Raw genomic sequence first — 14,133 nt, forward strand, 5'->3', positions numbered from 1 at the left:
GATGATTACAGCAGAAAAGAAGAAAAAGAACAAATTCTTACCTGATTTTGAAAAACAATCCATCTATTCAGTTCGCTTTGATGAAATGAAAGATTGGTTAAAAGAACATGGACAACAAAGTTTTAGAGCGAAACAAATATTTGAATGGTTATACGAAAAACGTGTTGATCAGTTTGAAGAAATGACAAACTTATCAAAAGATCTACGTCAATTGTTAGCCGATAACTTTACAATGACAACATTAGAAACAGTTGTTCGACAAGAAAGTCGCGATGGAACAATTAAATTCTTATTTGAATTACAAGATGGCTATACGATTGAAACAGTTTTAATGCGACATGAGTATGGCAATTCAGTCTGCGTAACAACACAAGTAGGTTGCCGAATTGGTTGTACGTTCTGTGCCTCAACACTAGGTGGCTTAAAGCGTAACCTTGAAGCAGGTGAAATTGTTTCACAAGTATTAACTGTACAAAAAGCATTAGATGAAACAGACGAGCGTGTATCATCAATCGTTATCATGGGGATTGGTGAACCATTTGAAAACTACGATGAGATGATGGACTTCTTAAAAATCGTTAATGATGACAATGGTTTAAATATTGGTGCACGTCATATTACAGTATCTACTTCAGGTATCGTTCCACGTATTTATGACTTTGCGGATGAATCATTACAAATCAACTTTGCAATTAGTCTACATGCCGCAAATAATGAAATTCGTTCACAATTGATGCCGATTAACCGTGCCTATGATGTGAAAAAGTTAATTGAAGCGATCGAATACTACCAAGAGAAAACAAATCGTCGTATTACGTTTGAATATGGCTTGTTCGGTGGTGTGAATGATCAGTTAACACATGCGCGTGAACTTGCAGCATTGATTAAGCATCTAAATTGTCATGTAAACTTAATTCCAGTGAACCACGTACCAGAACGTAACTATGTCAAAACGCCAAAAGAAGATATCTTTAAGTTTGAAAAAGAACTAAAACGTCTCGGCATTAACGCAACGATTCGTCGTGAACAAGGTGCAGATATTGATGCAGCATGTGGTCAATTGCGTGCAAAGGAACGAGAAGCAGAAACGAGGTAGAAAGCGATGTTAAACGCAGAACTTTATTCGATAACAGGAGATTACCGTGATCAAAACGAAGATGCTGCTGGTGTGTTTTATAACCAGACAGATCAACAGTTACTTGTCATGTGCGATGGCATGGGTGGTCACTTGGCAGGTGAAGTGGCGTCGCAATATGTCTTAGAATCACTACAAACACGATTTGAACGTGAAAACTTAATCGAAGCGGATCAAGCAGAAGCTTGGTTGAAACGCACATTACAAGAGGTGAATCTTGAACTTTATACATTGTCTCAGGAAAATGAAGCATATAGAGGAATGGGAACAACTTGTGTTTGTGCCATTGTGTTTGATAATCATATTATTTTCGCTAACATCGGTGATTCACGTGCATATTTAATTAATAGTAGAGAATGTAATCAAGTGACGATGGATCATACATTTGTGAATCAACTCGTCATGCTAGGACAAATAACCGAAGAAGAAGCTTTTCAACATCCTAAACGTCACATTATTACAAAAGTAATGGGTACGGATAAACATGTAAAACCAGATATTTATACAAGACGTACTCATTTTTATCAGTATTTATTGATGAATACGGATGGTTTGACAGACTATGTGACAAAATCCGAATTACAAGAAATCCTTAATGAAGATGCAAATTTGTACGATTTAGGTGAACGTTTATTGGCAAGAGCTGAAGAGAATGAAGCGAAAGACAATGTAACGTTTATTTTGGCAGAGATTGCGGGTGAACCGGTATGATGGGTCGTATGATTGATGAACGCTATGAGATTCAAGAAATCCTAGGTGGCGGCGGTATGTCCAAAGTGTATCGTGCTGTTGATACGATTTTGGATCGCAAAGTTGCTATCAAAATGATACAGATTCCAGCAAGTGAACGACAAAAGACAATTGACCGTTTTGAACGCGAAGTTCAGAATACGACGCAATTGTCTCACCCGAATATCGTAGGTGTATTGGATGTCGGTGAGGAAGATGATTGTTTCTATTTTGTGATGGAATATATTGACGGCATGACTTTATCTGAATATATAAAATCACATGGCCCGATTGCGCCTAAACAAGCGATCGATTTTGTTGAACAAATTCTTCAAGGTATCCAACATGCACATGAGCAAGGCATCGTTCATCGAGATATTAAACCGCAAAACATCATGATTGATCCACAAAATACATTAAAAATTGTTGATTTCGGTATTGCAAAAGCATTAAGTGAAACAACGATGACACAAACCAATCATGTGATAGGGACTGTTCAATACTTATCACCTGAACAAGCAAAAGGCGAAAAAACTGGAGAACGTTCTGATATATACTCGATTGGGATTGTTTTATACGAAATGTTAACTGGTGAGCCACCGTTTAGTGGTGAAACAGCAGTTGGTATCGCAATTAAACAAATTCAAGAACCTGTTCCTAATATTACGGAACAACAATCAGAAATCCCACAAGCTCTGAGTAACGTTATTTTAAGAGCCACAGAGAAAGAACCGGCTAATAGATATGTAACCGTGTCAGAAATGGCACATGATGTTGCGACAGTATTAGAACCAAATCGTTCAAACGAGCCTGTTTATAAAGCGGATGAGGCAATTACTAAAACAGTTGCTTTAGATAAAAGTGCATTAAAACAACAACAGGAACCAGCAACGAACCAAACAGCGCATATTCCAATTGTTGAAACAGAAAAGAAGCAACCTAATCCAACACCACCGCCGCGTACGCATCGAGCAGCGATGGCCGGAGCATATGCAGGAAAGCCAAAGCGTTCACGTAAGAAAAAAGTGTTTGCAGGATTGGTATTATTATTGCTGTTTTTAGGATTATCCTTTTTTGTAGCTGCTGCAGTGATGGGGAATAAATATAGTCAAGTACCAGATGTGTTAGGTCAAACGGAACAACGTGCGACAGACACACTAGCAGAAAAAAATCTTAAAGTAGGCAAAGTGTCTCAGACTTATAGTGATCAATACGCAGAGGGGCAAGTAGCATCTATTAACCCAAAAGCAGGTTCGAAGGTTAAACAAGACAGTGCTGTTGATCTGATGATTTCTAAAGGTGAACATATCGAAAAAATGCCGGATTTAGTAGGGAAATCAAAGTCTGAAGCAGAAAAAATATTGAGCGATTTAGGTTTTGAAAAAGTGAGCTATACAACAGCATATACACAAAATGAGATTCCTAAAGGTCATATTGAAGGGCAAAGTATTACGCCTGGATCAGAAGTATCTGTGAAGAAAGAAGCTGTTCAGATTACAGAGTCTCTAGGTAAACGACAAGTGTATGTAAAAGATTATACGTACAAAGATATTTCCGTTGCGACAGCTGAACTTGAGGCAGAAGGTTTAAAAGTGACAGTGACTGATGAACGTGAAGATAATAAGGTTAAAGAAGATCATATTATTCAACAAACGCCGAAAGATGTTGAAGTGGATGAAGGATCAGAAGTAAAGTTTATTGTATCTAAAGGTGCATCTAAAGCAGACAAGCTGAAAAATAAACCGAAAGAGAATTCATCTAAAGACGTATCCAAATCATCAACAAAAGAAGATGATGATTCAGAAGACGAACCAAAATATGATAAGACGTATACGCAATCATTAGTCATTCCATACTCTGGAAAAGATAATAAACCACAAAAAGTAGAAGTATATGTGAAAGATAAAAACAATGATGGCAAAAGTCCAAAAACATTTGAAATTAAAAACAGTACATCACAAGTTTTGAACTTTACGATTGAAGATGGTGGTAGTGCAAGTTATCGTGTCGTTGTAGACGGTAAAGAAGTAGATAGTAAAGAAATTAAGTATGATGATTTTTAACGAATAAATGTTGCGCATCCAGGATGTCGAATCTAATCGGTATTCTGGATGCTTTTTACTTTCATGAATATCATGAGCTTTGTGAATTGCAATTTACAACGCAAAATCCTATGTGCTTTTGACCAACCCTCTAGCTGTATCCCGTAGCATATTTTGATATAATGAGTATAATTTGAAAATGAAAATTTAGAAGAGGTGTGAATTTGAAAAAAGGACAAATAATTAAGTCGATCAGTGGTGTTTACCGAGTGGATGTGGAAGGTGAACAATTTGATGCAAAACCACGTGGTCTTTTTAGAAAAAAGCAAATAACACCCGTTGTTGGTGATATTGTAGATATTGATTTTGAGACACATGCTTCTGGCTATATTCAACATATTCATGAGCGTAAAAATGAGCTTAAACGACCACCAGTGAGTAATATCGATGTACTCGTGATCGTAATGAGTGCTGTAGAACCAGACTTCTCAACACAACTGTTGGATCGTTTTTTAGTGATTGCACATTCTTACAATCTATCACCGCGAATTATCATAACGAAAAAAGATTTAGCTTCCGAAGCGCAACGTGAAAAAATTAAGCAGTTTTTGGAAGTTTATCAACAAATTGGTTATGAAACGCAATTTGTGGGTGAAGATGATGATGTCCAAGCGGTATTTAATGAATGGGAACCGGGCATTGCCGTGCTAAGTGGTCAATCAGGTGTCGGTAAGTCTACATTGCTGAATCGTTTCCGTCCAGAATTAGCAATAGAAACAAATAGTATCTCACAATCTTTAAACCGAGGTCGACATACGACACGTCATGTTGAACTATATCCACGTGCAAATGGCTATATTGCTGATACACCTGGCTTTAGTGCGCTTGATTTTGATCATATAGAAAAGCAAGATTTAGGTGATTATTTTATAGAAATAAAAGAGGCGAGTGCGCTGTGTAAGTTTAGGGACTGTTCGCATACGAATGAACCTAAGTGTCATGTGAAAAAGATGGTGGAAGATGGAGACATCGCTGAATTTAGATACCAACATTATGAACAACTATTCCAAGAAATATCTAATCGAAAGGTACGATACTAATGACAAATATTTTTCCTTCTTTACTTTCAGCAGATTTTTTAACTTTAAACGATGAAATTGAGGCGCTTGAAAAAGCGGGTGTTGATGGATTACATTTTGACGTCATGGATGGTCAATTTGTTCCGAATATCTCAATTGGTTTTCCTATTTTAGAAGCAGTGAGAAGAGGTACTTCATTGCCAATTGATGTGCATTTAATGGTTGCCAATCCAGAACCTTATATTGATGAATTTTGTCAAAAAGGGGCTGATAAAGTCTCTGTTCATGTAGAAGCAACACCACATATTCACCGGGCAATTCAAAAAATTAAGGCGAATGGGAAAGAGGCTGGGGTTGTAATTAATCCTGGCACACCAGTTTCAATGATTCAGCCATTATTAACCGATATCGATTTTGTTCTTGTGATGTCTGTAAATCCAGGGTTTGGTGGACAAGCGTTCATTCCTGCAACACTTGATAAGATCCGTGAGCTTAAAAATGTGCGTTCAGCACAAAACTTATTATTCAAAATCGAAGTGGACGGCGGTGTCAATGCTGAAACCGCACAACAAGTTGTTGAAGCAGGAGCTGACTGGTTAGTTGCCGGCTCATACTTCTTTAACCAAGAAGATTATGCAGATGCTGTAAGTCGTTTAAAAGGGCAGGCGTAAGCATCATGCCAAAACGAATTCAGTTATTATGTAGTGATCGTGGACTCCCGACAGATGTGTTTGTGAACAATCAGGATGGAGTATGGGGCGGCGTTGATCGTGGTACGAAAATTTTATTGGAACAAGGCATTCAGCCTTATTTAACAGTCGGTGATTTTGATTCAGTTTCCGATGAAGAACGACGATGGATTGCAGAACGTACAGATATAGCTCCAGTTCCAGCTGAAAAAGCAGATACTGATCTAGCATTAGGGGTCGTAAAAGCAATTGAACAAGGATTTGAAGAAATTGATATCTACGGTGCGACAGGTGGTCGACTCGATCATTTTATGGGTGCAATGCAGTTATTGAAAGCACCAGAGAATCAAACATATCGAATTCGGTTATTAGACGACCAGAATGAAATTTCACTGCTTACAGAGGGAGAACATGTAATAGACCGACTTCTTTGTTATCCATATATCTCTTTTGTTCCTGCGACAGATGCGGTTACTTTATCACTGAAAGGGTTCAAATATAATTTGGATCAAGAAGTGTTAAAAATAGGTTCAACGTTAACCATTTCAAATGAATTTCAAGATAAAGCGGGGACCGTTTATGTACACCGAGGCATGGTGTATCAAATGAGAAGTCGAGATAAATAGAATTAACTAAGTAAGGATAAGGCATTATTCAAAACATGAATAATGTCTATTCTTTTATTAAAAAAGGATACAAAAAAACGAGACTGCCACATATAGTCTCGTTTGATTCTTATAATATTAAAATTATACGCGTGTTACTTTACCTGATTTTAAAGCACGTGCTGAAACCCAAACTTTTTTAGGTTTACCATCAACAAGAATTCTCACTTTTTGTAAGTTCGCATTCCAACGACGTTTCGTTGAGTTTAATGCGTGTGAGCGTCTGTTACCAGTTGATGCTTTACGTCCTGTTACGAAACATTCTTTACCCATCATCGTACCTCCTTTAAGAAATACAAATACACTTTGCTACTACATACTACGGTAATATATCATAATCACAGAATATGTGCAATAAAAAGATAGAGATATTCATAAATTACTTTGTGTACGCATGAGTTTCTGTTATAATTTACTATTGTGATTACTTACAAGGTAGGAAATAAGGCTGAGACATAATGCATTTATAGGTTGGAAAATTGATGAATAGTGTTTTAAAAGTAGTGTCCAACTGCTTTATGTCTGTGTCCAAGAAGTCGAATTCTCAACAGTTACAATTCAACAAAACAAAAGAGCTACTTTAAAAACTGCTTGAGTTTTGCTCGAATTCAAAACACTTCTTTCACACCCTCGTTTACTATCTTCATTTATTCATTATAGTAGCGTACGTATTCTGTAAATAGTAAAATATTTGTAATATGTACCTTAGTATTTTAAGATTAAAACAATCAATTTGAATAATGAACTTTAACACTTTAGATGAATGAAACGCATTAAAAGAGAATGGGAGGCGTAACGATATGGCATTAGAAATTACAAATGATTACGGTAGTATCGATATTTCAAATGAGGTGATCGCTTCTGTAGTAGGCGGCAAAGCAGTTGAATGTTACGGAATTGTTGGTATGGCATCTCGTCAACAAGTACGCGATGGTATTGCTGAAATATTAGGTCATGAAAATTACGCAAGAGGGATTGTTGTAAGAGAAAATGACGGTACTTTAGATGTAGACATGTATATTATCGTCAGCTACGGCGTTAAGATTTCAGAAGTCGCACAAAATGTACAATCAACAGTAAAATATACATTAGAACACACATTAAAATTAAAAGTAAACTCAGTTAATATATTCGTACAAGGCGTACGTTTTAACAATGACGGGAACGACAAATAGGAGGACATTTGCATGGTTACGAAAATCAACGGTAATTTATTTGCCGATATGATTATACAAGGGGCTCAAAACTTATCAAACAATGCTGATTTAGTTGATTCACTCAACGTATATCCAGTACCTGATGGAGATACTGGGACGAATATGAATCTATCTATGACTTCAGGTAAAGAGGAAGTACAAAACAATCCAACAAGTCATATTGGTGACTTAGGTAAATCTTTCTCTAAAGGTTTATTGATGGGGGCACGTGGTAACTCAGGTGTTATCTTGTCACAAATCTTCCGTGGTTTTTCAAAAGCACTTGAAGAGTATAATGAAATTGATGCAAAACAATTCGCAAGTAGTTTCGAAGCAGGTGTCAAAACAGCTTACAAAGCAGTTATGAAACCAGTTGAAGGAACAATTTTAACAGTTGCAAAAGATGCTGGGAAAGCGGCAGTTGAAGCGGCTGAAAAAACAGATGACTGCTTAGAAGTCATGACAGCAGTATATGAAGCAGCACAAAAATCACTTGAAAACACACCTAACTTATTACCTGTATTAAAAGAAGTAGGTGTTGTCGACAGTGGTGGTAAAGGTTTAACACTTGTTTATGAAGGCTTTATTAAAGCGATGAACGGTGAAACAATTGAATCTAAAACACCAAAAGTAGACAAAGAAGAATTCTTCAACGATGACCATGATTTCCACGGTGTCATTAATACAGAAGATATCGTTTATGGTTACTGTACAGAAATGATGGTTCGTTTCCAATCAGGTAAAGCGCCATTTGATGAAGCAACTTTCAGAGAAGATATGAGTGAATTCGGTGACTCATTACTTGTTATTAGTGATGATGAAATCGTTAAAGTTCACGTTCATACTGAAACACCAGGAGAAGTCTTTTCATTCGGTCAAAAATATGGTGAATTAATTAAAGTAAAAGCTGAAAACATGCGTGAGCAACACCGTGAAGTATTGCGTAAAGAAGCTGGAAAATCTGATAAAGAAGCAACAACAGGACCAGCAGCTACTGAAAAAGTGGAAACAGCGATTATTACGATTTCAATGGGTGACGGAATCACGAAGCTCTTTAAATCAATGGGTGCAACACATATTATTAGTGGTGGTCAAACAATGAATCCATCTACTGAAGATATTGTGACAGTCATTCAAGAAAGTGGTTGCAAACGTGCCATTATCTTACCGAATAACAAAAATATTCAAATGGCAAGCCAACAAGCCGCTGAAATTGTGGATGTAGAAGCTGTTGTTGTACCGACACGTACAGTGCCACAAGGTATTGCAGCGATGTTTAGTTATGACACAACTGCTTCATTACAAGATAATGCTGACGCGATGACAGAAGCATTAGCGGACGTCACATCAGGTTCTATCACATATGCAGTACGTGATACGAAAATTGATGGTATCAACATTGAAAAAGATGCTTACATGGGCTTAATTGAAGATAAGATTGTTGTAAGTGATCGTGATGTTAACGAGACATTGAAACAAACTTTAGAAGCTATGCTGAGTGAAGATAGTGAGATTTTAACTGTCATCACTGGTGAAGAAGCGACTGAAGCACAAACATCATTTATTAAGTCATATGTAGAAGAACACTTTGAAGATGTTGAAATTGAAATTCAAAACGGACAACAACCAATTTATCCATATTTATTCTCTGTTGAATAAAGTGATAGATTGTAGAATGTAATAGACAAGTGGGACATTTTTTCTTAATTACTTTGAGAAGACTGTCCCACTTTTTGTGCGTGTATTATGTTAAATTGATGGAAATCAAGAACATTTTACAAAGAATTGGGTATTGTTATAATGGCAATAGAAATAATGAAAATCAGGGGGAAGCTTATGAAATTTAAAAGCATATTCGATATTATAGGACCAACGATGGTGGGGCCATCGTCATCGCATACTGCGGGGGCTGTGCGTATTGGTCTTGTTGCTAGATCACTATTTGGAGGGCAACCTGCACAAGCAGATATTTACCTATTTGGTTCATTTATGGAAACTTATAAAGGCCATGGAACGGATGTCGCATTAGTAGGTGGCTTGTTAGGGTATGACACGGATGATAGTCGCATCGAAACAAGCTTAGAAACTGCAAATGAGCTTGGTATGCGCGTGAACTTTATTGAAATGTCTGAAGATCGTTCACATCCAAATACAGCCATTATTGATATGACTGATGGTGAAACAACCATTTCAGTAGAAGGTGTCTCTATTGGCGGTGGTAAAATTGAAATCGTCGCAATTAATGGATTCCCAATCAATATTAGTGGTAACTACCCAACATTACTTGTTTTCCACAAAGACACATTCGGTACAATCGGGAAAGTAGCGAATATTCTGGGGGTAAATAGCATCAATGTGGGAAGCATGCATGTTTCACGAAAAGAAAAGGGAGATCAGGCACTGATGACTTGTGAATTAGATGAATCAATCAGTGACGAAATGATTGAAGAAATACGAGATATACCAGGTATTATCACAGTATCACTTATGGGTGAAGATTGATTGGAGGGGTTCGAATGTTTAAGAGTGTAAAAGAATTAATTGCTAAATGTGAAGCTGAAGGGAAAGCCATCTATGAAGTGATGCTTGAACAAGAAATGTCAGTGTCAGGTTTGACGAAAGAAGAAGTTTATATGCATATGGATCGCAACTTAACAACAATGGAAAATGCTGTTGCAGAAGGACTCAATGGTGTTACTTCTAAAACAGGTTTGACAGGTGGCGATGCCGTTTTAATGCAACAATATATGGCGAGTGGCCAAGCATTAGCTGGCAACTTAGTTTTAGATGCAATTAGTAAAGCTGTTGCGACAAACGAAGTAAATGCTGCAATGGGTAAAATTTGTGCGACGCCAACTGCAGGATCTGCGGGTGTTGTACCAGGTGTGTTATTTGCTTTAAAAGAGAGACTGCAACTAGATCGACAAGGCATGCTTAACTTTTTACTCACATCAGGTGCTTTTGGCTTTGTCGTTGCAAATAATGCTTCTATTTCAGGGGCTGCCGGTGGTTGCCAAGCTGAAGTAGGTTCAGCGAGTGCCATGGCAGCGGCAGCGATTGTCGAAGCAGCAGGTGGGACGCCACAACAATCAGCAGAAGGATTTGCTATTTGTATGAAGAATATGTTGGGATTAGTATGTGACCCAGTTGCTGGACTTGTAGAGGTTCCATGTGTTAAGCGAAATGCTGCAGGTGCATCTAATGCGATTGTCTCTGCAGATATGGCATTAGCAGGTATTTCATCTCGTATTCCGACAGATGAAGTAATTGATGCCATGCACCGTATCGGTCAAACAATGCCTGTTGAATTGCGAGAAACTGGACGAGGTGGTTTGGCAGGTACACCAACTGGAGAACGTTTAAAACAACAAATATTTGGTGATTAAAAATGACAAAAATAGCGATAATTGAAAATCCTTATGCACTGAAAGACATTAAAGGTCTTGGACCAAAGCGTTTAACCTTGTTAAATGAAATGAATATTCATACGGTACAAGACTTAATATTATATTTGCCAACACGTTATGAAGATAATTCCATTGTAGATTTGACACAAGCAGAAGATGAGTCAACAGTTACTGTTCAAGGGCAAGTTTATTCTACACCGACTGTTGCCTTTTTAGGACGAAATCGCTCTAAACTTACAGTGCATATGATGATCAATGATATTGCTGTAAAAGTTGTATTTTTTAATCAACATTATCTTAAAAACAAAGTCCAATTGCATGATACTGTAGTTGTGAAAGGCCGTTGGTCACGTCGTAAACAAGAGATTAATGGGCAAAAGATGTTTACGGATATGACACAATTGGCTGATGCGCAATTCACACCTGTATATCGTGTGAAAGAAGGCATCAAACAGAAAAATTTACGAGATATGATTCAAGCAACGTTAAAGGATGTTACGATTCATGAATGGTTACCCGAAACATTACGACAGAAATACAAATTGGAATCATTGCATGATACGCTTCACACATTACATGAGGCTCCGAGTCAAGAAATGATTTTAAGGGCAAGACGTACTTTTGCGTTTACTGAATTTTTTATGTTTGAGTTAAGAATGCAGTGGCTGAATCGCTTAGAAAAAAGTTCGGATCAAGCCGTTGCAGTGCAGTATGATATTGAATTAGTCAAAGCCTTTATCAATGATTTGCCGTTTGAATTGACAGATGGTCAAAAACAAAGTATCAATGAAATATTTAGAGATTTGAAGGCGCCTATTCGAATGCATCGTTTACTGCAAGGAGATGTTGGATCGGGGAAAACAGTCGTTGCAGCCGTTTGTATGTATGCTTTAAAAACTGCGGGGTATCAGTCTGCCTTAATGGTACCTACAGAAATCTTAGCAGAACAACATGCTGAAAGTTTAACGTCACTTTTTGGTGATCGAATGAATGTCGCATTACTAACAGGTTCTGTTAAAGGTAAGAAGCGACAACTTCTTTTGGAACAATTAGCGAATGGAGAAATCGACTGTTTGATTGGTACGCACGCACTCATTCAAGATGATGTTGTTTTTCATGACGTAGGTCTTGTGATTACAGACGAACAACATCGTTTTGGGGTAGAACAACGTCAGAAATTACGTGAAAAAGGTGCGTTGAGCAATGTGTTATTTATGACAGCGACACCTATTCCGAGAACATTGGCAATTTCTGTATTTGGAGAAATGGACGTCTCCTCTATTAAAAGTATGCCTAAAGGACGTAAGCCTATCATCACACATTGGGTGAAGCATGAGGGCTATGATCGTGTACTTGGTCAAATGGAACAAGAATTAGCAAAAGGGCGTCAAGCCTATGTGATTTCACCGCTTATTGAAAGCTCTGAACATTTAGAGGACGTGCAAAATGTCATTGCATTGTATGAGAACTTAAAAATGCAATTGCCAAATCGTCACATTGGTATATTACACGGTAAAATGCGTCCAGATGAAAAAGATGATGTGATGCAACGCTTTAGCGCTCATGAGTTGGATGTTCTTGTATCAACAACTGTTGTTGAAGTAGGTGTTAACGTTCCGAATGCCACATTCATGATGATTTATGATGCTGATCGTTTTGGTCTTTCAACACTCCATCAATTGCGTGGCCGTGTGGGGCGAAGCGATCATCAAAGTTATTGTGTTTTAATCGCCTCTCCTAAAACGGAAACAGGGATTGAACGGATGACCATCATGACACAAACAACAGATGGTTTTGAATTAAGTGAGCGTGATTTAGAAATGCGTGGACCGGGCGACTTCTTCGGTGTAAAACAAAGCGGCTTGCCAGATTTCTTAGTTGCAAACCTAGTTGAAGATTATCGTATGTTAGAAGTCGCGCGTGATGAAGCGGCGGAAATGATTCAATCCGGCCGATTCTTTACAGAAGAATTTGATCGCCTAAGAGAATTTATCGAACGAAATATGTTACATCAAAGCTTTGATTAGGGAGCACTACAGAAATCTCATGCGAAGCAAAGATTTCGTCGTAGTGCCCCGGCAAGGATGACTAGATGTGAGACGAGCGTTAGGTGAAGTCACATATCAGTCATCTACTGCCATCAAGGCTTTTTAGTGTATAAAGAAATAGGAATAAAAAGCGAATATAGCTATGAACAGAACAAAATGATGAGCAAAATTGCTTTTCAAATTTTGCCGAAATCGTGGTAGTTCTGCCGAAAATCCTGCTTTTGGGACACCGTTTATCAGTTTACCAGCATATAAAATGAATATGTCTGAGACTGATATATAGTGCCCCGGCAAGGATGACTAGATATGAGACGAGCCGTTAGGTGAAGTCACATATCAGTCATCTACTGCCATCAAGGGTTTCTAATATTTAAAAAAATTAAATAATGATTTGAGGCAGGGATAATGAAAACTTTTGTGAATATAAGTTTTCATTATCCCTGCTTATTTATATACTCAAACACAATGGATTATTTTTACTTTAGAAATGACTATATTAAATCATTTTGAAGATAAGTAAGAACGTGTTAAAATATACAATAACCAATTATGACTTGGTACTAAATGATGGTGGCGATGAAGTGAAACGAAATAAAAATGAAAGACGAAAGTTAATTCAACAAACGATAGAACAAAATCCTTTTATAACCGATCAAGCATTAAGCGAAATGTATGAAGTGAGTATTCAGACCATTCGCCTTGATCGTAATCAATTACATATTCCAGAATTGCGTGTGCGAGTAAAACAAGTTGCTGAAGAACAGTATCCGCATATTAGTTCTTTGGAGAATCAAGATATTATCGGCGATATTATTGCGTTAGAACCTAATCAATCTGCCAAGTCATTACTAGTAATATCGGGAAATGATGTCTTCTCTCGAAATAATATCGCACGTGGTCATATTGTGTTTGCGCAGGCGAACTCATTATGTGTTGCCATGATTAAACATGGTTTTGTTTTAACGAAGGAGAGTCATATCCATTTCGTAAAACCTGTACATCTCGGTGATAGTGTGATGGCTGAAGCAAAAGTTGCACATCATGATGATAAATATTATGAAATGACTGTCAGCTCATATGTAGGTGACGAAAAGGTTTTTGAAGGTATTTTCAAAATGTATTATATAAGTGAGGATGAATAAC

The 14,133-nt window shown here is 37.4% G+C and carries 13 protein-coding genes; 12 read left to right on the top strand and 1 reads right to left on the bottom strand.

The features are described 5' to 3' along the window. Nucleotide 1: 1 nt before the first annotated feature. The 6 genes from rlmN to MUA88_RS04405 all read left to right on the top strand — a co-directional run bounded on the left by rlmN (nt 2) and on the right by MUA88_RS04405 (nt 6,300). Nucleotides 2-1,096: a dual-specificity RNA methyltransferase RlmN gene (gene rlmN, locus MUA88_RS04380; RefSeq protein ID WP_262604900.1), complete on the top strand. Its 1,095-nt coding sequence runs from the start codon at nt 2-4 to the stop codon at nt 1,094-1,096. 6 nt (nt 1,097-1,102) lie between these two features. Then, nucleotides 1,103-1,846, top strand: a complete 744-nt coding sequence (locus MUA88_RS04385; protein WP_262604901.1) for a Stp1/IreP family PP2C-type Ser/Thr phosphatase — start codon at nt 1,103-1,105, stop codon at nt 1,844-1,846. Then, nucleotides 1,843-3,927: a Stk1 family PASTA domain-containing Ser/Thr kinase gene (gene pknB, locus MUA88_RS04390; protein WP_262605863.1), complete on the top strand. Its 2,085-nt coding sequence runs from the start codon at nt 1,843-1,845 to the stop codon at nt 3,925-3,927. Before MUA88_RS04385 ends, pknB begins: the two co-directional genes overlap by 4 nt. A 203-nt stretch (nt 3,928-4,130) precedes the next feature. Then, nucleotides 4,131-5,006 (top strand): ribosome small subunit-dependent GTPase A, encoded by an 876-nt coding sequence (rsgA, locus tag MUA88_RS04395; protein WP_262605864.1) that lies wholly within the window; start codon nt 4,131-4,133, stop codon nt 5,004-5,006. Further along, nucleotides 5,006-5,656: a ribulose-phosphate 3-epimerase gene (rpe, locus tag MUA88_RS04400; protein WP_262605865.1), complete on the top strand. Its 651-nt coding sequence runs from the start codon at nt 5,006-5,008 to the stop codon at nt 5,654-5,656. Before rsgA ends, rpe begins: the two co-directional genes overlap by 1 nt. Before the next feature lie 5 nt (nt 5,657-5,661). Next, on the top strand, nt 5,662-6,300 hold the full coding sequence (locus MUA88_RS04405) for a thiamine diphosphokinase (RefSeq protein WP_262604905.1): 639 nt from the start codon (nt 5,662-5,664) through the stop codon (nt 6,298-6,300). Between the two features lie 123 nt (nt 6,301-6,423). Here the strand turns inward: MUA88_RS04405 and rpmB are convergent, their stop codons facing one another. Beyond that, nucleotides 6,424-6,612 (bottom strand): 50S ribosomal protein L28, encoded by a 189-nt coding sequence (gene rpmB, locus MUA88_RS04410; RefSeq protein ID WP_086429264.1) that lies wholly within the window; start codon nt 6,610-6,612, stop codon nt 6,424-6,426. A 527-nt stretch (nt 6,613-7,139) separates the two neighbouring features. Here rpmB and MUA88_RS04415 point away from each other — a divergent pair. The 6 genes from MUA88_RS04415 to fapR all read left to right on the top strand — a co-directional run bounded on the left by MUA88_RS04415 (nt 7,140) and on the right by fapR (nt 14,132). Further along, a complete protein-coding gene (locus MUA88_RS04415; protein ID WP_262604906.1) occupies nt 7,140-7,514 on the top strand; it encodes an Asp23/Gls24 family envelope stress response protein in 375 nt (124 codons plus the stop codon). Between the two features lie 12 nt (nt 7,515-7,526). Continuing rightward, entirely contained in the window at nt 7,527-9,194 is a 1,668-nt protein-coding gene (gene fakA / locus MUA88_RS04420; protein ID WP_262604907.1) for a fatty acid kinase catalytic subunit FakA, read from the top strand. A gap of 177 nt (nt 9,195-9,371) precedes the next feature. Further along, nucleotides 9,372-10,037 carry an L-serine ammonia-lyase, iron-sulfur-dependent subunit beta gene (gene sdaAB / locus MUA88_RS04425; RefSeq protein ID WP_262604908.1) on the top strand — a complete coding sequence of 222 codons (666 nt, stop codon included), beginning with the start codon at nt 9,372-9,374 and terminating at the stop codon, nt 10,035-10,037. 14 nt (nt 10,038-10,051) lie between these two features. Beyond that, on the top strand, nt 10,052-10,921 hold the full coding sequence (sdaAA, locus tag MUA88_RS04430) for an L-serine ammonia-lyase, iron-sulfur-dependent, subunit alpha (protein WP_262604909.1): 870 nt from the start codon (nt 10,052-10,054) through the stop codon (nt 10,919-10,921). 2 nt (nt 10,922-10,923) lie between these two features. Further along, complete coding sequence (gene recG, locus MUA88_RS04435; RefSeq protein WP_262604910.1) at nt 10,924-12,969, top strand: ATP-dependent DNA helicase RecG; 2,046 nt, start codon at nt 10,924-10,926, stop codon at nt 12,967-12,969. 602 nt (nt 12,970-13,571) lie between these two features. Beyond that, nucleotides 13,572-14,132 (top strand): transcription factor FapR, encoded by a 561-nt coding sequence (gene fapR, locus MUA88_RS04440; protein WP_262605943.1) that lies wholly within the window; start codon nt 13,572-13,574, stop codon nt 14,130-14,132. Nucleotide 14,133 lies beyond the last annotated feature (1 nt).

The sequence above is a fragment of the Staphylococcus sp. IVB6240 genome, assembly GCF_025558425.1.
Taxonomy (GTDB): domain Bacteria; phylum Bacillota; class Bacilli; order Staphylococcales; family Staphylococcaceae; genus Staphylococcus.

Coding starts and splice junctions, on each gene's coding strand:
- recG (WP_262604910.1), top strand. CDS start 10,924: ATGACAAAAATAGCGATAATTGAAAATCCTTATGCACTGAAAGACATT.
- MUA88_RS04385 (WP_262604901.1), top strand. CDS start 1,103: ATGTTAAACGCAGAACTTTATTCGATAACAGGAGATTACCGTGATCAA.
- fakA (WP_262604907.1), top strand. CDS start 7,527: ATGGTTACGAAAATCAACGGTAATTTATTTGCCGATATGATTATACAA.
- MUA88_RS04405 (WP_262604905.1), top strand. CDS start 5,662: ATGCCAAAACGAATTCAGTTATTATGTAGTGATCGTGGACTCCCGACA.
- sdaAB (WP_262604908.1), top strand. CDS start 9,372: ATGAAATTTAAAAGCATATTCGATATTATAGGACCAACGATGGTGGGG.
- pknB (WP_262605863.1), top strand. CDS start 1,843: ATGATGGGTCGTATGATTGATGAACGCTATGAGATTCAAGAAATCCTA.
- rlmN (WP_262604900.1), top strand. CDS start 2: ATGATTACAGCAGAAAAGAAGAAAAAGAACAAATTCTTACCTGATTTT.
- rpe (WP_262605865.1), top strand. CDS start 5,006: ATGACAAATATTTTTCCTTCTTTACTTTCAGCAGATTTTTTAACTTTA.
- sdaAA (WP_262604909.1), top strand. CDS start 10,052: ATGTTTAAGAGTGTAAAAGAATTAATTGCTAAATGTGAAGCTGAAGGG.
- rpmB (WP_086429264.1), bottom strand. CDS start 6,612: ATGGGTAAAGAATGTTTCGTAACAGGACGTAAAGCATCAACTGGTAAC.
- MUA88_RS04415 (WP_262604906.1), top strand. CDS start 7,140: ATGGCATTAGAAATTACAAATGATTACGGTAGTATCGATATTTCAAAT.